20 protein-coding genes and 1 pseudogene are annotated in these 16,876 nt (G+C 57.8%); 15 read left to right on the top strand and 6 right to left on the bottom strand.

Going from position 1 to position 16,876, the window contains the following annotated elements:
* Positions 1-97: 97 nt before the first annotated feature.
* The 3 genes from ACP99_RS03090 to ACP99_RS19800 form a co-directional block, all read right to left on the bottom strand.
* A complete protein-coding gene (locus tag ACP99_RS03090) occupies positions 98-415 on the bottom strand; it encodes an RPA12/RPB9/RPC11 RNA polymerase family protein (RefSeq protein WP_049985197.1) in 318 nt (105 codons plus the stop codon).
* 174 nt (positions 416-589) lie between these two features.
* Positions 590-1,825 (bottom strand): RNA-guided endonuclease InsQ/TnpB family protein, encoded by a 1,236-nt coding sequence (locus ACP99_RS03095; RefSeq protein WP_049985198.1) that lies wholly within the window; start codon positions 1,823-1,825, stop codon positions 590-592.
* Between the two features lie 9 nt (positions 1,826-1,834).
* A complete protein-coding gene (locus tag ACP99_RS19800; protein WP_156105579.1) occupies positions 1,835-1,978 on the bottom strand; it encodes a DUF2080 family transposase-associated protein in 144 nt (47 codons plus the stop codon).
* Positions 1,979-2,199: 221 nt separating this feature from the next.
* On the opposite strand from ACP99_RS19800, the gene ACP99_RS03100 reads away from it, so the two are divergent.
* Positions 2,200-3,648 (top strand): lamin tail domain-containing protein, encoded by a 1,449-nt coding sequence (locus ACP99_RS03100; RefSeq protein WP_049985199.1) that lies wholly within the window; start codon positions 2,200-2,202, stop codon positions 3,646-3,648.
* A 2-nt stretch (positions 3,649-3,650) separates the two neighbouring features.
* Positions 3,651-3,941 carry a DUF3006 domain-containing protein gene (locus ACP99_RS03105; protein WP_049985200.1) on the top strand — a complete coding sequence of 97 codons (291 nt, stop codon included), beginning with the start codon at positions 3,651-3,653 and terminating at the stop codon, positions 3,939-3,941.
* A 67-nt stretch (positions 3,942-4,008) separates the two neighbouring features.
* Here ACP99_RS03105 and ACP99_RS03110 read toward each other — a convergent pair whose 3' ends face one another.
* Positions 4,009-4,521 carry a hypothetical protein gene (locus tag ACP99_RS03110; RefSeq protein ID WP_156105580.1) on the bottom strand — a complete coding sequence of 171 codons (513 nt, stop codon included), beginning with the start codon at positions 4,519-4,521 and terminating at the stop codon, positions 4,009-4,011.
* 197 nt (positions 4,522-4,718) lie between these two features.
* Between ACP99_RS03110 and ACP99_RS03115 the strand changes: the two genes are divergently transcribed.
* The 5 genes from ACP99_RS03115 (at position 4,719) to ACP99_RS03135 (ending at position 9,257) form a co-directional block, all read left to right on the top strand.
* Complete coding sequence (locus tag ACP99_RS03115; RefSeq protein ID WP_231554200.1) at positions 4,719-6,017, top strand: hypothetical protein; 1,299 nt, start codon at positions 4,719-4,721, stop codon at positions 6,015-6,017.
* A gap of 109 nt (positions 6,018-6,126) precedes the next feature.
* A complete protein-coding gene (locus ACP99_RS03120) occupies positions 6,127-6,474 on the top strand; it encodes a winged helix-turn-helix domain-containing protein (protein ID WP_156105581.1) in 348 nt (115 codons plus the stop codon).
* Positions 6,459-6,797, top strand: a complete 339-nt coding sequence (locus ACP99_RS03125) for a DUF7521 family protein (protein WP_394324854.1) — start codon at positions 6,459-6,461, stop codon at positions 6,795-6,797. The genes ACP99_RS03120 and ACP99_RS03125 overlap by 16 nt, the downstream gene beginning before the upstream one ends.
* A gap of 76 nt (positions 6,798-6,873) precedes the next feature.
* The gene (locus ACP99_RS03130; RefSeq protein ID WP_049985204.1) at positions 6,874-7,650 is read left to right on the top strand and encodes an ABC transporter ATP-binding protein; all 777 of its coding nucleotides are present in this window, start codon (positions 6,874-6,876) and stop codon (positions 7,648-7,650) included.
* A complete protein-coding gene (locus ACP99_RS03135) occupies positions 7,647-9,257 on the top strand; it encodes a hypothetical protein (RefSeq protein WP_049985205.1) in 1,611 nt (536 codons plus the stop codon). Before ACP99_RS03130 ends, ACP99_RS03135 begins: the two co-directional genes overlap by 4 nt.
* Positions 9,258-9,312: 55 nt before the next feature.
* Here the strand turns inward: ACP99_RS03135 and ACP99_RS03140 are convergent, their stop codons facing one another.
* Positions 9,313-10,587 (bottom strand): RNA-guided endonuclease InsQ/TnpB family protein, encoded by a 1,275-nt coding sequence (locus tag ACP99_RS03140; RefSeq protein ID WP_049985206.1) that lies wholly within the window; start codon positions 10,585-10,587, stop codon positions 9,313-9,315.
* 297 nt (positions 10,588-10,884) lie between these two features.
* Positions 10,885-11,826 (bottom strand): hypothetical protein, encoded by a 942-nt coding sequence (locus ACP99_RS03145; RefSeq protein WP_049985207.1) that lies wholly within the window; start codon positions 11,824-11,826, stop codon positions 10,885-10,887.
* 222 nt (positions 11,827-12,048) lie between these two features.
* Between ACP99_RS03145 and ACP99_RS19805 the strand changes: the two genes are divergently transcribed.
* The 8 genes and pseudogenes from ACP99_RS19805 (at position 12,049) to ACP99_RS03175 (ending at position 16,864) form a co-directional block, all read left to right on the top strand.
* Complete coding sequence (locus ACP99_RS19805; protein ID WP_156105582.1) at positions 12,049-12,189, top strand: DUF2080 family transposase-associated protein; 141 nt, start codon at positions 12,049-12,051, stop codon at positions 12,187-12,189.
* A 9-nt stretch (positions 12,190-12,198) separates the two neighbouring features.
* Positions 12,199-13,485 carry an RNA-guided endonuclease InsQ/TnpB family protein gene (locus ACP99_RS03150; protein ID WP_049985208.1) on the top strand — a complete coding sequence of 429 codons (1,287 nt, stop codon included), beginning with the start codon at positions 12,199-12,201 and terminating at the stop codon, positions 13,483-13,485.
* Positions 13,486-13,506: 21 nt separating this feature from the next.
* Positions 13,507-13,836: pseudogene (locus tag ACP99_RS03155) on the top strand (PH domain-containing protein); the annotation flags it as partial.
* Positions 13,833-14,123: a hypothetical protein gene (locus tag ACP99_RS03160; protein ID WP_049985210.1), complete on the top strand. Its 291-nt coding sequence runs from the start codon at positions 13,833-13,835 to the stop codon at positions 14,121-14,123. The pseudogene ACP99_RS03155 and the gene ACP99_RS03160, both read left to right, overlap by 4 nt.
* A gap of 9 nt (positions 14,124-14,132) precedes the next feature.
* On the top strand, positions 14,133-14,372 hold the full coding sequence (locus ACP99_RS21485) for a PH domain-containing protein (RefSeq protein WP_081927101.1): 240 nt from the start codon (positions 14,133-14,135) through the stop codon (positions 14,370-14,372).
* A 262-nt stretch (positions 14,373-14,634) separates the two neighbouring features.
* Positions 14,635-15,534, top strand: a complete 900-nt coding sequence (locus ACP99_RS03165; protein ID WP_345775633.1) for an ABC transporter permease subunit — start codon at positions 14,635-14,637, stop codon at positions 15,532-15,534.
* Positions 15,531-16,292: an ABC transporter ATP-binding protein gene (locus tag ACP99_RS03170; RefSeq protein WP_049985211.1), complete on the top strand. Its 762-nt coding sequence runs from the start codon at positions 15,531-15,533 to the stop codon at positions 16,290-16,292. Before ACP99_RS03165 ends, ACP99_RS03170 begins: the two co-directional genes overlap by 4 nt.
* Positions 16,289-16,864, top strand: a complete 576-nt coding sequence (locus ACP99_RS03175; RefSeq protein WP_049985212.1) for a hypothetical protein — start codon at positions 16,289-16,291, stop codon at positions 16,862-16,864. Before ACP99_RS03170 ends, ACP99_RS03175 begins: the two co-directional genes overlap by 4 nt.
* Positions 16,865-16,876: the final 12 nt, after the last annotated feature.

Consider the following 16,876-nt stretch of genomic DNA (forward strand, 5'->3'; position numbering starts at 1 on the left):
CGTGAACAGCCTGTACTGAGCGAATGGGGGTGTAGGAATCTATTACCTGTTGAGGGTTTCAACAGGGCCGTTGTTGTGCATACGGCGAGATGTGCCGTCAGGACTCGCGCCACTTGTGGCCGCACTCGACGCAGGTGAACAGCCGAACCTCGTAGGAGCCGCCCGGTTTCGGCATCATCTCGTAGTAGGCCCGGTCGCTGTCGCAGTCCTCGGCCGGACAGGACTCCTGCATCGTCTCGGTGGAGCCCTGGGTCGCGTCGGCCACGGTGGGTGTCCCGTCGTCCCGCTGTCCATCCTGGGTCGTCATTGCCGTTTCTGCTTGCGAGTCTCGTGGCTCCTCGTTCTCACAGGAGCGACACACCCACGTGTCGCCCTCCGTGTGCATCATCGAACCACACTCGTCACAGAATTGCATTTAAAATCAGACTACACGGTTGTCGGATATAGGTGTTAACTTCCGATCTGTCGTGGATTCACACTAACGGCGAGGATGACTCCCAACGTGAGTCCCGCAGCGTGCGCGATGAGGTTCGTTGTTGGCCCACTGGATTGCAGTGCTGGCTGTGGCGCGAAGAGATCCCACAGTGAACTACCCCACCCTACCGCTCGGGCTGACGCCCTCGCGCTTGAGGGTGGGGCTTCCTGCTTCCACGACACGCTTTGCAGGGACCGAAGTGGTCCCCGTAGGGAGCGCAGTCTCCACAGGCGTTGGTTCGGAGCGTCCCGCTCCTAACCGCTTGATACCGCGAGAAAGAATGTTCCACGCCGCGTTCCAGTCCCGGTCTGCCGTGAACCCGCACGACGGGCAGGAGTGTTCACGGACCCACAGCGGTTTGTCCGTCGAGACACCGCACGCCGCACACTCCTTGGTCGTCCCTGCCGGGTCTACCGCCACGAAGTGAGTCCCGTCGCGTTCGCACTTGTACTCAAGCATCCGTAGGAACGTCCCCCACGCCGCTCCAGCCCGGTTTCGGGAGTTGCCCGGCAGTTCAACCAGTCCGGCGGCGTCCAAGTCCTCGACCGCTACAAGGTCGTATTCGCGGGCGTAGTGGTTCGACAACTTGTGAAGGAAGTCGTGGCGTTTCCGTTTCAAGTCGGCGTGACGTTCGGCCACGACGCGGCGGTTTTCCTCCCAGTTGTTCGACCCGTGTTCCTTCCGCGAGAGGTCGCGTTGGGCGCGTTCTAGTCGCTCGCGTTCGTCGGAAAGGTCAAGTGGCCCCACGGCGGTTCCATCCGTATCGTGGGCGTACTTGAGTATGCCAACATCGATACCGACGCACTTGGAGGGCGTCTCCGGCTTCTCCGGTGGGTCGTCGGGCGTTTCGACGCCGAGGATGGCGTACCACTTGCCGGTGGGTTCGCGTTTGACCGTGACGGTCTTTATTTCGGCGGCGTCGGGGAGGTCGCGGTGGAAGATGAGGGGTATTTCACCGATTTTCGAGAGCCACAGTTTCGTCCGGCCACTCGTGTTCTTGAGTTCGAAACCGGACTGGCTGTAGGTGAACGAACGGTACTCGCCCTGCCCTTTCCACTTGAGGTTCCCGACGCGGTGGCCGTTCTGCTTGCGGCCACGGAGCGTCGAGAGGTTGTCGTACAGTCGTTGCACGACCTTCTGGAGGGCCTTTGAGTGAACTTGTTTCAGGTCTTCCCACCACTTCTTGAGGTCGGGAAGCTGCTTCTGCTCGGAGTACGCCGATGTATCGTTGTTCCGATTCAGGCGGTGGAGGAAGTGGTTGTAGACCTGTCTACAAGTATCGACAGTCTCCGCTAACCGTTCTTCGAGGGCGTCGGATGGTCGGAGTCGATACCTGTAGTTGTAGTTCATCGGGTGGTGCTACTCGTTGGTTGGTTCGCTGGTTCGGACGACTTTCACGTCTGCGCCACGCCAGTCTTTTGGGACGAGAACGTGCGCCCCGTTGCCGGTGGCTTTGGCCGTTCCGGTGATGACTTCGTGCCCTTCTATCTCGTGTCTATCCATCAACTATGTTTAGACATTGTATCAACTTAATGATGTCGGTGGGCCTGTGGGCCGGCCGGTGCAGAGTGTATGAACAAGTGTTCGGCGCTGTATCCCCTCCCAACTCGCTCCCTTCGGTCGCTCCTTGAGGAAGGGGCATTAGCGCCTAACCGTTAGGTAAACCTCGCGTCGCAATTCCGGATTTCCAGAACGACTAACCCTGCTCTCGACGATATCTACGTATGTCTCCACGACGGCTTCTCGTCATTTTGGCGGTTCTTGGAATAATGATTCTCGCTGGCTGTACCGGCGGGATCAGTGACACGGGAACGGATGGGGCCGCTGCGACGACGGCTGCGGGCGCGGACCCGACAGCCACCGATTCGACCGCTGGCCCCGCGCCTGAGGGAGAGCTCTCAGTGCATCTGTTGAATGTCGGGCAAGGCTCGAGCACGCTCATCATCGGTCCCGAAGATGAGACGATTCTCATCGATACCGGTGATTGGCGCGATGACGGTGAAGACGTGATCGCCTATCTGGAAGCCAACGACGTCACGCGAATCGATCACCTCGTGACCACTCACCCTGATGCGGACCATATTGGCGGGCACGCGGCCGTGATCGAGCACTTCGAGACGAATGCCGAGGGCGTCGGGGCTGTCTATGATCCTGGGATCGCGTCGAGTTCGGCCACGTATGAGCGATACCTCGATGCAGTCGAAGAATACGATGTGACGCTGTACCGGACCCAAGCCGGAGACTCGATTCAAATGAGTGGCGTTGAGACACAGATACTCGCCCCACCCGAAGGGTATCTCGCGGGCGACGATAGCAATGAGAACAGTATCGTGCTCCATCTCCAGTTTGGGGATTCTAGTTTCCTGCTGCCAGGGGACGGAGAAGCCGAGAGCGAAGAGTATCTCGTCGAGACCTACGGTGATCGGCTTAACGCGACAGTACTAGTGGCTGGGCATCACGGGAGTCAATCGAGTACGAGCGAGGAATTCCTTGATACGGTCTCCCCACAAGCGGCTGTGATTTCGAGCGCGTACGATTCCCAGTACGGCCACCCGCACGAGGAGGTACTGGAACGGCTCGCTACACAGTCAATCCCGACGTACTGGACCGCTACCCACGGGACGATCCGCTTCACAAGTAATGGTTCGGCAGTGACGGTTGCCACCCAGCAGGACGCGCCCACGATAGCGACAGAGCTCCGCATGGGCGACGCGATCGAACCAGGAAGTGAGACTGCGCTCACTGAGCGATACGTGATCCAAGCGGACGGGTCGGGGACAGCTCCACTGACGGATCCAGAGACGACTACTGACTCGGCGGATGAACCGACAGAGACTGGTGACACTGCCCTCGACGTCGTCGAAATCAACGCCGATGCAGACGGTGATGATGCCGAGAACCTGAATGACGAGTACGTTACCTTCGAGAACTCAGGCTCGGAAGCGCTCGATCTCTCCGGATGGGAACTCGCGGATGCGGCCGACCACACGTATACGGTCCCTGAGGGAACGGTACTTGACGCTGGCGCGCGAATTACTGTGTACACGGGCAGTGGCACCAACACTGAGGCCGAGTTGTACTGGGGCCAATCAAACCCCGTCTGGAACAATAACGGTGACACGGTCATCCTTCGGGATGATAGCGGGACAACCGTGATCGAGGAGACCTACTGAGAATGAGTATCAAAAAATTCACTGGCGTGATCGATCGCTTCGAGGAGGACCTTGCAGTCATCTTGCTCGAAGCAGATGGCGACGTTGTTGACGAGATCATCCTCGACCGTTCGGAGCTCCCCGATGAGGCTGCTCACCCGGATGCCATCCTCAAAGTGACGCTCACCGATGGGGAAGTAACGGAGCTGTCGTACGATCCTGCCGAGACGACTGACCGGAAGGAGAGAGCACAATCGCGGTTCGATCGGCTTGCTGAGCGGCCACCGAGTGATGACGAAGACGAATCTCAGTAACGTTGGAGTGCTGCCTGTTCGAGCTATTTAGTCAGCAGTCGGGGACGTGTCCCGTTCGTCGAGATGTCTACATTGATTCCGTCGACGGGCTTCGAAGCCGCCCTTGAGTCTCTAGGTACTCTATCGCCTCACGGATGGTTGCTTCACTGTCGGTGGCCATATCGACTGTCGAACTCCCACCACTGTAGAGCGCGTCGAGCTGCTCGAAGTGATCCTCCTCAGGAGTCAAAAGCCCATAGCGAGCCATTTGGACCCCTTTCAATACTTTCCCGCCGATCGAGCGGATGGTGGCACAGTTCGGCTCCCATTCCCCGACCGTAATGATGTCATCATCGTCGTTCGGCGTCCGGATCACGCCGAGCCCGCCGACGTGGCTAATCTCGATGATTCGGTTGAAGGCGCTGCCGGCGGCTCCTCGACGGTTTTCATCCGGAACTTGGGCACTATCGAGAGATTTCCCGGAGTCATAATCTGCGACAAACAGTCCTTCGGCGGTGAGCCGGGCCTGGATGGCTGTCGGAATGCCAGGTTTATTGTAACATCGGATCACGGGCGGATCTGGGAGGTCGAGTACACTCATTTGCACGGAGGCTGTCACGAACCAGTCACAAAACTGTCTCGGTGAATGGTTTTCGTGCGGAGTGTTTGTCTCGCTAGTTGGTAGTGTGGGCTCTGAGAACCGTTCTGACGTGCGGAACGAGTTACACAAGTCCGGATTCCAGCGGAGGGTAAGGCCACCTACTCTAATATAAAAACATATCGACGGCCTGCACCCGGATGAGGCTGAGACTTCACTTATACAGCCGTGAGGGCCGGGTGTTGAACTGCGGTATGTCCCCACAACGACATCGGCCCTCCAACGACCGAACCCGCCGACAGCTCCTCGCTGCCGGCGGAGCAGCACTCCCACTACTGACTGCCGGATGTCTCTCCAGTCTGCCCCCACTCGGTGGCAATCAGCGCTATGGTCGCCTGACAGTCCCAGACGGGGATGATCCGACGTATCGACAGTGGCTCCCCGCACCAACGAGTGTCGAATCCCCACCCGAGCGGTATTCCTTTGCCACCATACAGCCGACCGCCCCCCAACCAGGCGCTCCTGAGGAATTCATCGCGCGACGCGCCTACAGTAAGGCGGATATCGATTACTTTGGCATCGGCTTCGAGAACTACGACCTCCTCGTTGATTCGATCTTCGGCACCGTCATCGAGGCCTCCTTTGACCGGACGCAGATCACTCAGACCATCACTGATAGCGGCTACGAACGCACTGGCGAGTATCGAGGCTACGCTGTGTTCGCTCGTTCGGATGTGCCGCGCCGCGTCGGTGTCGGTGACGGCGTCGTTGTCTGGACGAGTGTGCGGACCCACGACCAGCCAAACCTAGAGGCGCTGATCGATGCCGGCGCTGGGGAACGGCCTCGATATCACGAGGAGAACGCACGGTTCGAACAGCTCACAACGGCTGCTGGTGGGAACGCTCATCTCCTCGTTAACACTGATATACACGATCCGACAGGACGGCCAGCGATGCTCGCCGATGCATTCAGATCCGATGGCGAGACGGCGTATCAAGTCGTCTCTTATCGCTACGAAGACGGCCGTGTGCCGACGGAATCAGCGCTGAAGCAGGCGCTGCAAGAAGGTGGATATCGATTCACAACGGAGGCCGAAACGTTCGACGTACAGATCGACGGGTCGCTTGCCACAGTTGAAGCACAGGTCCCATTCAACTCAAATACCGAGATCGCGCCCGAGTACGACCTCCCACAAGTGACGTGGGGTGTGACTCAAGACGCGGACGAACCACGTGTCACGTTTCGAAATGAGGCTGGTGAGTCGATCTCCGCGGACCGGCTTTATTACGATCTCGACCAACCGGACGACTTTGGGGAAATCGAGAAACAGTCTCTCTGGTCGGACAGCGACGACGATTCAGTGTCGCCCGGTGCGGAGGCGACTGTCGATCTGAGTGAGCACCCGGATGCAAAGGGGGTCTCCCTCGTGTACTCGACAGGCGGCACTCATTTTCACGTGTTGTTCACCGTGGATCTTCGGGGGGAGACCGATGAATGATGTCACTGCGCGGGTGCCAGTCAACGGGAGCCGACAGTGGCTCCCCTGCGATGTGCTTGCATCTGGAATCCAGCATTTTTGTACACGCCTAATGAGATCTGAGCAAGAGATGGCCGACGTGGACCTCGCGACCGTCGTCGCGTTGTTGGACGACGAGCACACACGGTCGATTCTGGTGGCGACCAGCGACCGGCCACTGTCGGCTACCGAACTGAGTGAGCACTGTGGGCTTTCCACGTCGTCAATTTATCGACGGCTCGACCGTTTGAGCGAAGTCGATCTCGTTGGTGAGCGGACCCGGCCCCGGTCGGATGGCCATCACGAGACAGTATACGTGTCCCGGCTGCATCGCTTCGAGGTCACCGTTACGGATGGTGAGCTTCGATGGGACCTCGACCGGGAGTCAGAGAGCGATGACGTCGCAGATCAGTTAACGCGCCTATGGGGGAAATTCTGATGTCCGTTGTTGGCCTCGGCTCCCCTGTTGGCCTGCTTGCGGGGCTTGCAGCGACGGCTTCGGCGCTAATCGGACTCTATATTGGTTACCAAGCGTACCGCGGGCTGAGACGGAATGATGAACGCTCGATGCGGTGGCTCTCGGTCGGGATGATCCTGCTCTTCGGTGTCACGTACACGCTTGCAGTCACCGGACAAGGGCTGCTCGCATTCCGTATTATTCCGATTGACCTCCAGAATGTCGTGCGCCTCCTCGTCAGGGTAATCCAGCTTGCCGGGCTCCTGTGTATCGCGTATTCCCTGCAGATTGCGACCGATCGGTAGTCTGCTCGCGGTGCGATTATGCGAAATTTGTTTCGAAACGCATAGGGAACGGTGTGATAACGAGTCGCTACAATCAATGCCCTCCACCATCGACGATATCGCCATTCGGACAACTGACCTGCGGAAGGCCTATGGGTCTGAGGTTGCGCTCGATGGCCTTTCACTTGAGATCTCTACAGGAACCGTCTACGGATTTCTCGGCCCGAACGGCGCGGGGAAAACGACCACGATGCGGCTCTTGACCGGCCTCTCGCAACCATCGAGTGGCGCTGTCCACGTCTGTGGGGTCGATGTCGCCGATCGACGTGCGCTTGCCCCACACGTTGGCTACCTCCCAGAGACGCCACCACTCTACGAAGAATTCAGTGCTCGCGAACAGCTCGAATACGTCGCCGATCTCCGCGATATCCCCCAAGACGTTGCACGCGAGCGAATTGAGGAGTACCTCGATCGGTTCGATCTGACTGACGACGCTGACAAACGAATTGCAGCGTATTCCAAGGGAATGCAACAAAAGACTGCGTTCATCCAGAGTGCCCTGCACGATCCGGATGTCCTGTTCCTTGACGAGCCAACGTCAGGACTCGATCCACGCGCGGCCCGCACCATCCGTGAGTCCATTACCGACTTTGCAGAGATGGGGACGACAGTGTTCGTGTCGACGCATATACTCCCGGTCGTTGAAGCGGTCGCTGACGAGGTCGGCGTGTTATTCGACGGGAAACTCGTCACTGAGGGGACGCCGACGGAGGTCCAAAACCGTGCAGAGACGGGCGGGAGCGGATCACTCGAAGATGCGTTCCTCGCTGTCACTAGTGAGCACGACCCGAGCGCACGTCGCAAAGACAAATGACGCTCCAACGTGATGTTCGCCACGGGATTCGAATCGGCCGCGCGGAGTTCGTTCGGAGCCTTCGCGGCTACACCGGGAACACGCGCCGACTTGCCGGGTTGGGAATTGCGGTCCTGTTCTTTGGAGGGAACCTCCTGTTTGCGCTTCCGACCGCGTATCTGCTGGGTCGCACGGCGCGCTCTCTCACGGCGATTCCGTTTTTCGGGCTTGTAACAACCGCTGTCCCTGTCGTGCTCGTTCTGTTGGCGATGTTGCGGACATTGGAACGGATCGGTAGCATCGAAGCCGAGGATCTCGTTCTGACAGCAGTCCACCCACGTGCGGTGGTTCTCGGGCTCATCACTGCCGAGATCGGACGGCTACTCTTGTGGTTCGGACTCCCGATCGGGGCATTCGTTGTTGCGTTCGCACTGGGGTTGGGATCGCCATCACTCCTCGTTACAGGCGCGCTCGTCACGGTCCCACTCGTCTGTTGTGCTGCTGTCTGGGGATACGCCGGTGGGCTTGGTGTCTTGCGGCTCCTCCGTCGGCTTCCGGGCGTGCGCCGGCTCTTGAAAGTGGGGGGTGTTCTCGCAATGGTTGCTGCCGTCGTCGCCTCCCAATTCGTCGGGCAGTATATCGTTGAGGTTGACCGATCGGTACAATGGCTGCGCTCGGTAGCGACGTTCGACCCGCTCGTTGAGTATGTTGCGCTCGTGTTTGTCGGTACACCACTTGCACAGCCGACGTCAATCCGTGCGGTAGCGGTCCTCGGTGGAATACTCGCCTTGACTCCGATTGGACTCGCGGTGGCCAGCAAACAGGCCTCTGTGCTCTGGTTTACGGATGCACCGATCGGAAACTCGTCCAAACAGGTGCGCCGATCGAGCGGTGGCTTCACTGCCCCCCGGCCGTTCGCGTGGACCAAACCGGGCCGCATCGCGTGGGGTGTTCTCGTGCGCGGTCGTCGTCGTCCACAGGAACTGAGCCATCTCCTGATGATTCTCTTTTTCATCGGTCCGTTCGGAACGACCATCGTTCAGTCGTCGAATGACGCGATCGGGATTCTTGTCGCAGGGATGGGTGTCGGTCTGGGGACGTTCCTTGCGGGCGCAACGTTCGGCTTGAACCCGCTCGGAGACGACCGCCCACAGTTGCCGCTGCTGTTATTGACTCAAACGTCGCCACGAGTCCTCGTCCGGGGACGGTTGCTCGCTGGCGTTGCTGTCGGGCTCCCGGCTGCTGTGCTCATCCCGATTGCGTCGGTCGCGCTCGGAACACCGGTGCTGCGAGCTATCGCCTTCGCTGTCGCCGGGATCGGAACGTGTCTTGCTGCGGGGACGTTCGCGCTCGGTCTCGGTGCGACGTACCCGATATACGAGGAGCGTGAGTTCTGGGGGACTGAAACAGTTGTTCCATCAACGCTTGTGATGCTAGGGTACCTATTCATCGTCGGTGCGGGGACGGTTCTTGGCTTGCTAGTGACCTGGTTTGCGGTCTCTGGCAATCTCGTCTTCACCCCCGTCTTCCTCATAAGCTTCGGGCTGTATCTGCTGTTGACTGTCGGGATCCCATATGGAGCGTACCGCTACGCAATTCGACGATATCGACATTATTTGTTCGATTGACATCCTCCCCGCCCTGAAGGGCGAGGATTCCCGACCGCCGTTGGGATATTGTGGTTTACGACGTTACGTGTTCTTGAGGTGCGAACGCACCAGTTTCCTTGTCAAACAAGAACGTCGATGGCTGTGCCAACCAGCCGTTACTCCTATCCTCTCCGTGAGGATTCGGAGATACTTTCTGCCGAATGTTCTCAGCACCGTTCACATCCGCGTTCGCCACCGTCTCACACTCATCACAGACGTACAACCCACGCTCCACGCGGTTCGCCTTCCGCTTCCGACCACAACACGAACACGACTTCGACGTGTCCCGCTCAGACACTTGCTTGACCGTGATGCCGTCCATCTCGGCTTTGTACGCAAGCATCGAAGTAAAGCGGTCGAACGCCCACGAATGCAGGTCGAGATTGCCGTGTTTCCCCCATTTTTTTGACTCGTCGGTCTCCCCGTCCTCGCGGATGCCAGAGAGGTCGCCAACCACGATCGTACCAACACCTTCGTCCACACATCGCTGAACGATGTGTTTCGAGAGCGTGTGGAAGTAGTGAGTGCGACGAGCCGAGTTCTTCTGGTTCAACCGCGTAGCTTGCTCGGAGTCAGAATCGTCACACTGTGAGAGTCGCTTGCTGAAGTAGTAGTCATCCTGCTTCAAGCAGTTGAGCGGGTATAGTTCGCTGTGACCTTCTTCGTAGGCGAGTGCGGCGAAGTTGTTAATGCCGAGGTCAACACCCACGGTCTTCTCACCGGGAGCTTCAGAAACCTCGATCTCGACTTTGCAGACGAAGTGGAGTTCCCACTCGTCGCCGGTCCAGACAGCCCGAACCTGTTGCACGGTCTCGACGGTGGAGAGGTCAACGTCGGGACGAGTCTGGTATTCGCAGAGGATGAAATCCGACCAGTATGCTTTGAGGTTCGAGCCTTTGCTGAGGCGGACTCGCTCGTAGTTGGTGTCGAGTTTGAAGCCGGCGGCTTTGAACGTGACCGTGCTTCGGGGGTGGTCGTCGCCGTGTTTGCGGTACTTCGGCGGGTTGGCTCTCGTGTCTCCGTTGCGTCGTTTGCCGTACCAGCCGTTGAACGCTTCAGCGAGTTTTTGAAGGACTCGCTGACTTGACTGAGAATGCAGGTCATCGTAGCGTTCGTGCGACTTCAGGTAGGTGGTGAGTTCGTTGTGACCGGGAATGTGGCCGATTTCAGACCACACTCGGTCGCAGACCCACCGTCCGACGTTCCAGAGTTTCGAGGCCGCGAACCCGAGCGAATCAAGGTCGTCAGACACCTGTTGGTGGTTCCGAATGGAAGCAGTGTAGGTGCGGGTAACGACCTGTTTCGCCATACGTAACCTATGTAGTCAGGGTTACTTGAGAAGAGGGATTGGAGCGTGGAATATCCAGCCGTGCAATCGAACGGTGGATTGCGTAGGAGTTGTCGGATTCATCCCCGCCCTGAAGGTCGGGGCTTTCTACTCGTAGCCCCGTAACTGTCTCCGTACACTACTGCACCCCCTACTCCCTCGGCACTCCGCGCCTCAGCCATAGCAGATGGGCTTTGCTGTGGAGTCTCGGCGATCAGCCTCCACCCCCGCCAAGAGGCCGGTGACTCTTGCCGTTCAACACTCCGTTATCAATTTGCGTCAGGAAGTTTCGTTCACGTAGAGTCCGTAGCGATAGAGTGCGTCATCGTACCAGAGGAGCTTCCCGTTCGCTGCCGTGTCGACAGCGCCGAGGTGGAGTGCCTTGAGAAGAGTGACGAACGAGTCAGGAAGCGGTGCAGTCTCTGATAACGAGCCTCGGTCGATCGTTTGGTCGAGATGATCTCGTACATCCTTGGAGAGTTCGTCTGCGGTGAGCGTCGCATCGATTCGAGAGCCAAACACGACGTCACGGAATTGCCGACGTGAACTCGCCACGTTGACAGCCACGGCGGTGTAGGCCGTTTCGACGATTCGTTCGGTTGTGACGTGGACTCGGTAGGCCCACGTGCCGTCTTCGGTCATCGTAACAACGTGCCCATCAAGTTCGCCGGTTCCCAGTCGACTGTCTTCTTCGACCGGACGGCGAAGCACGTACTCATCTCCTCGTAAGAGTTCCGCCGTACTGGTTCTCCCATCGGTCAGCGTGTACGAGTGCAGGATCTTGAGAACCCGCGCACTCGGCCGTTCGAGTGTGTCGATCAGGAGTGCGTCTTCGGGGACGTCCTCTTCCGGGACGGGAGTGACTCCCACCAGTGACCGTTCTACACGTTCTCGTCCGGTGACGACGTGTTTCGTCTGAAAGTATGACCCGTCGTGTTCCACGTACGCGTCGCTTGGCAAAGGTTTGTACCCGTAGGTCGTGTGTCGGCCCTCGGGCACGATCGCTTGTAACGCGGTTCGAGCTGGTGCACCGAATAACGCATCGTCATCAGGTTCGTACAGTGCATACGCTGTCGGGGATGTCTCGATCGCGTCGACATGCAGCGTGTACTCTTCGGTCGGGTCTTCCCTGTTGAGGACACTGGTCGCTGAACACCCTGCCAGTGCTGTGAGGGACACGGCGCCGGCCGCTTGGAGGAGGTATCGTCGTGTCGGGACCATACTATGTACGCGGCGTTCCGACTATTTTGATTTACCTGAATTGAGGTGCTAAGGCCCCTTCCTCAACGAGCAACCGGATACAGCGTTCACAAGAGCTCCGCTCTTGTGCGCGAACGAGACGCAAAGCGTCTCGTCAACGCCGCACGGTTCTCAGAAACGTTCGACGCTCGGCCCACAGGGCCACCGCCACATTTATGTTGAAATTAAGTGTAAACACAGGCGATGGATAAACACGAAATCGAAGGCCACGAAGTCATCGAAGGAACGGCCAAAGCCACCGGCAACGGCGCTCATGTCCTTGTCCCGAAACGATGGCGTGGCGCGGACGTGAAAGTCGTCAGAACTACCGGCCCCGACGAGTAGCACCACCCGATGAACTACAACTACAGGTATCGACTCCGACCGTCCGACGCCCTCGAAGAACAGTTAGCGTGGACTGTCGATACCTGTAGACAGGTCTACAACCACTTCCTCCACCGCCTGAATCGGAACGACGACACCTCGTCGTACTCCGAACAGAAACTCCTGCCGAGTCTCAAGAAGTGGTGGAGCGACCTGAAAACCGTTCACTCGAAGGTGCTACAGAAGGTCGTTCAGCGGCTGTACGACAACCTCTCGACACTCCAAGGCCGGAAAGAGAACGGCTACCGCGTTGGGGCGCTCAAGTGGAAAGCACCGGGTGAGTACCGCAGTTTCACCTACAGTCAATCCGGCTTCAAGCTCAAGAACACGAGCGGTCGGACCCGACTGTGGCTCTCGAAACTCGGAGAAATCCCCATCACCTTCCACCGCGACCTCCCCGACGACGCCGAAATCAAGACCGTCACCGTCAAACGCGAACCGACTGGGAAGTGGTACGCCATCCTCGGTGTCGAAACCCCGAACAACCCACCGGAGAAGCCGGAGAGTCCCGAGAAATGCGTTGGCATCGACGTGGGGATTCTCAAGTACGCCCACGACACGGACGGAACCGCCGTCGAATCTCTCGACCTGTCCGCCGAGCGTGAGCGGTTGGAACGCGCCCAACGCAACCTCTCGCGGAAACAGCACGGGTCTGCGAATTGGGAGAAACAGCGCCGAGTTGTGGCCGAACGCCACGCCGAGTTGAAGAACAAGCGCCGCGACTTTCTTCACAAACTCTCGAACTACTATGCCCGCGAATACGACCTCGTGGCCGTAGAGGATTTGGACGCAAAGGGGTTGGTCGAGCTACCGGGCAACTCTCGGAACCGCGCAGGCGCAGCGTGGGGGACGTTCCTGCGGATGCTGGAGTACAAGTGTGAACACGAAGGGACTCACTTCGTCGCCGTGAACCCGAGAGGGACGACAAAAGAGTGCGCGTCCTGCGGAGTTTCGACCGAGAAGCCGTTGTGGATTCGGGAACACTCGTGCCCGGCGTGTGGGTTTGAAGTGGATAGGGACGCGAACGCGGCGTGGAACATTCTTTCTCGCGGTATCAGGAAGCGGTTAGGAGCGGGACGCTCCGAATCAACGTCCCCAGAAATCGAAGATTTCTGGTGTGCGGACGAATCGCGTAGCGATTCGTCAACGCCTGTGGAGACTGCGCTCCCTGTGGACACCCCCGTGTCTGCAAAGCGCGTCGTGGAAACAGGAAGCCCTACCCTCAAGGAGCGAACGGAGTCAGCTGTGAGCGAGTAGGGTGGGGTAGTTCACCGGAAGAGCGGTATCGTTTCTCGAAACGTGCAGCGAGTCGACCTTGGAAAAGTCCAGAATACGACGTACTCACAAGGGTTCTTCGGTCAACAGTTCGGTTACGGGACCGTTGAGATGTCGACCGCTGGGGGATCTGGCGTCGAACTCACATTCGACTCGATTTCGGACCCGAAGCGAGTGCAGGAACTCATCAATACACAGACGAAAGATGATGGGTCCGACCGTCCCGACGACAAAACTGCTGTCCTCGATGAGATCCTGACCGAACTACGAGCGATCAGGACCGCTGTGGAAGCCCCTGATCACAAAGATGCCAGCACTTCTGATGAGTTATGACGGGTGACTGGTTGACACTGGATTCGGGTGAAACCGTTGCGTGGGACGGGCAGCCGAAGCTCACGACTGCACTTCCGGGCGTCGGGATGGGAATCGCGCTTCTCATCGGGGCGGCGTGGCTCATCACCGTGCAGAACGAGATCGTCGTCGGGATCCTCCTTGGAGCCGCCGGCGTCATCGTCGGATTGTGGGCCTATCTCAGCGTCATAAACACTGAGTACGTCCTTTCTGATAGAGCAGTGTACTCAAAGCAAGGTGTTATCGGTATTCGGATTTCGGAGTCGTAGTTATCGAAAATTCAAAATTCCGCGTTCTCTCAGGACGCACTCGGTTCTGTTTTCGGATACGGTACTGTCACGCTCGAAATCGCAGGCGGGGATGATATTCAGCTTCGGCGGATTGAGGAACCCGAGACTGTCCGTCGCCTTGTTGACCACGCAACGGGTGAGGACATTCCTGGGAGTCTCGAACAGTGGCACGCAATCCTTGACGAAGTACGAGCTCTTCGGCAGGCGGTTGAGTCACAGGCATTGTAGGCAGTGTCCATCGGGTTGACCAATATGCTATTACTCGCACATTGGGATATCTGTCGGTCGTAGTCGAAAAGACAATACGCTCGGGATATCAATAGCTGAAGCTCGGGGCCACGGAAATCACTCAGTACAGATTGCTCTCGGAGCACTGTAGCATCTACAGAATAAACAAAGCGAGCGCCTTGGGGCTTGACCCCGAGGCGGTTCACGGAAGGTGAAAAGAGAAATTCACTTTTCAGAATAGCTAAGCGGACGACTGGAGATGATCGGTCTGATGCGTTGGTCCCCGCTTGCACGCAAAGAGGCAAGAACAGTGATAACGTCGAAGGGAGTGTGGTTACTTGTCATTCTCATCGTTCTTTGGGGGTATCGTCCCAGCTATATTGGGTGGGATGGTCTCGGTGCGAATATTACTGCTGGGTACGTCCAGATAGCTGGGACAGTGCTCCTCCCATTAGGAGTGCTTCTCTTGAGCTATCAGTCGATTGTTGGTGAACGGACCTCTGGAAGCGTGAAATTCATTCTCGGGCTCCCAGTGACGAGAACTGATGTACTTCTCGGGAAAATAGCTGGGCGAACAGTTGGTATCGCTGGCCCAGTCGCGGTTGCGTGCTTTGTTCTCGGTGGGATCGGATTGGTTGATCACGGTGTGTTCAACCCGGTCTTGTTCTTCGGGATGGTGCTCATCACGCTTGCGTACGTCGGCGTTCTCGTATCGATTGGTACGGCAATATCTGCTGTCGCTAAGCGGACAGTCACAGCTGCCGGGACTGTGTTCGGCGTGATATTCCTTCCGCTAGTCCTGTTCTGGACGCAGATCAGCACGACGATTTTCACACAGGTGACTGGCACGCCAGTCAATCCGTATGAGCCCCCAGCGTCCGGCCCGCTGTTCTTGCTACTTCGTTTGTCTCCTCACGGCGCGTATCGTGTCGTCTCAAACTGGCTGCTCGGTGTCGGTAACTCCGCCAACACATACAGCCACGTCCTCACGAAGCTAGAGCCGCAGACACAGACGAATGCGTACGTTGTCGAAGCGACGTTCGCACCCGGAACAGTACCGCTGTATCTCCACGAAGCGGTCGGAGTCCTGATTCTACTTATGTGGGCGGCCGTCCCATTAGGCTTCGCTCGCTATCACTTCGCCCGGGGGGATGCCGTGTGAGTGACCCTGCGATTCTGACTGAGGGGTTGACGAAGCAGTATGGGTCAACGACAGCCGTCAACGATCTTACGCTTACTGTCGAAAGCGATGAGATCTACGGGTTTCTTGGGCCGAATGGTGCCGGAAAGTCAACGACGATCGGGATGCTGATGGACTATCTTCGTCCGACGACTGGTTCGCTTCGTGTCCTCGGTCAAGACCCGCAACGCGATGTCGTTGATGTGCATTCTCGCGTGGGCATTCTTCCAGACCGGTACAGGCTCTACGATGGACTTACTGCGCGTCAACACCTTGAATTCGTCATCGACACGAAACGGGTCAGTGAGTCACCAGCAGGGCTGTTAGATCGGGTTGGACTGGACGATGTTGACGGGCAGTCAGTCGGGACGTTTTCGCAAGGGATGGAGCAACGACTGGCGCTGGCGATGGCCCTTGTCGGTGACCCAGATCTACTCGTCTTAGACGAACCGTTCACCGGGCTTGATCCGCACGGCGTTCGCACTGTTCGAGAAATCGTACACAAGGAAAACGATCGCGGTGCTGCTGTCTTTTTTTCAAGTCATGTGCTCGGGCAAGTTGAACTTGTGTGTGACCGAATTGGGATCCTCCACGAGGGGAGTCTCGTGGCCGAAGGGACTGTTGACTCTCTGCGTGCTGAAACAACCGCTGGCTCTGATGCAACCGTTGAAGAGATCTTTGTCGCAGTGACGGACAGTACGGGACCATCCGCCAAAGCTTCCTCGGAGACCACACAATGAAGCGACGGACGCTTCTCGGCATTACCAGTGCGTCAATGGTTAGCCTCACGGGGTGTCTCGGCGCGACAGAATACACTATCACGGACGTGCAAACAGAGGCGACCACACCACTCGACATCTCGGTAGCAATCGTTGAACCGGATGCTGTTATCGAACATCCAGCACAACTGGCATTCACGGTTACGAACAAACAGGAGGAACCTATCGAAATCCGGAATACGGGGATTTGGCCGTTTGGTCTCTTGGAACTCGTCCCGTCGCTTGACACACAAGATGCCGGACCAGGAACGATTCTCTGGACGGACCGATACGAAGAAAGCCGATACGTCGATGCTGAAACGAGACAGAATTACGGAGTCGAGTCAACACCGCTTGTCCGAACCCTCGATCCTGACGAAACGGTCGAAGAAACGTATGATGTTCACGGCGATGACGTCATTCAAACCGGGACAATGTACGTCCGAGGTCGATTTGAGCCACCGATCCTCGAATACACAACAGAACACACTGAAGGATGGAACTCGTTTTCACCAGAAATCACCGTCGAAATCGCAGGACAAAGCCTGATCTAACAGACCACCGAC

This window comes from Halobellus rufus (genome assembly GCF_000739575.1).
GTDB classification, from domain to species: domain Archaea; phylum Halobacteriota; class Halobacteria; order Halobacteriales; family Haloferacaceae; genus Haloquadratum; species Haloquadratum rufum.

Coding starts and splice junctions, on each gene's coding strand:
- ACP99_RS19800 (WP_156105579.1), bottom strand. CDS start 1,978: ATGGATAGACACGAGATAGAAGGGCACGAAGTCATCACCGGAACGGCC.
- ACP99_RS03140 (WP_049985206.1), bottom strand. CDS start 10,587: ATGGCGAAACAGGTCGTTACCCGCACCTACACTGCTTCCATTCGGAAC.
- ACP99_RS03110 (WP_156105580.1), bottom strand. CDS start 4,521: ATGAGTGTACTCGACCTCCCAGATCCGCCCGTGATCCGATGTTACAAT.
- ACP99_RS19805 (WP_156105582.1), top strand. CDS start 12,049: ATGGATAAACACGAAATCGAAGGCCACGAAGTCATCGAAGGAACGGCC.
- ACP99_RS03160 (WP_049985210.1), top strand. CDS start 13,833: ATGACGGGTGACTGGTTGACACTGGATTCGGGTGAAACCGTTGCGTGG.
- ACP99_RS03145 (WP_049985207.1), bottom strand. CDS start 11,826: ATGGTCCCGACACGACGATACCTCCTCCAAGCGGCCGGCGCCGTGTCC.
- ACP99_RS03090 (WP_049985197.1), bottom strand. CDS start 415: ATGCAATTCTGTGACGAGTGTGGTTCGATGATGCACACGGAGGGCGAC.
- ACP99_RS03115 (WP_231554200.1), top strand. CDS start 4,719: ATGAGGCTGAGACTTCACTTATACAGCCGTGAGGGCCGGGTGTTGAAC.
- ACP99_RS03105 (WP_049985200.1), top strand. CDS start 3,651: ATGAGTATCAAAAAATTCACTGGCGTGATCGATCGCTTCGAGGAGGAC.
- ACP99_RS03175 (WP_049985212.1), top strand. CDS start 16,289: ATGAAGCGACGGACGCTTCTCGGCATTACCAGTGCGTCAATGGTTAGC.
- ACP99_RS03135 (WP_049985205.1), top strand. CDS start 7,647: ATGACGCTCCAACGTGATGTTCGCCACGGGATTCGAATCGGCCGCGCG.
- ACP99_RS03100 (WP_049985199.1), top strand. CDS start 2,200: ATGTCTCCACGACGGCTTCTCGTCATTTTGGCGGTTCTTGGAATAATG.
- ACP99_RS03095 (WP_049985198.1), bottom strand. CDS start 1,825: ATGAACTACAACTACAGGTATCGACTCCGACCATCCGACGCCCTCGAA.
- ACP99_RS03120 (WP_156105581.1), top strand. CDS start 6,127: ATGGCCGACGTGGACCTCGCGACCGTCGTCGCGTTGTTGGACGACGAG.
- ACP99_RS03130 (WP_049985204.1), top strand. CDS start 6,874: ATGCCCTCCACCATCGACGATATCGCCATTCGGACAACTGACCTGCGG.
- ACP99_RS03125 (WP_394324854.1), top strand. CDS start 6,459: ATGGGGGAAATTCTGATGTCCGTTGTTGGCCTCGGCTCCCCTGTTGGC.
- ACP99_RS03150 (WP_049985208.1), top strand. CDS start 12,199: ATGAACTACAACTACAGGTATCGACTCCGACCGTCCGACGCCCTCGAA.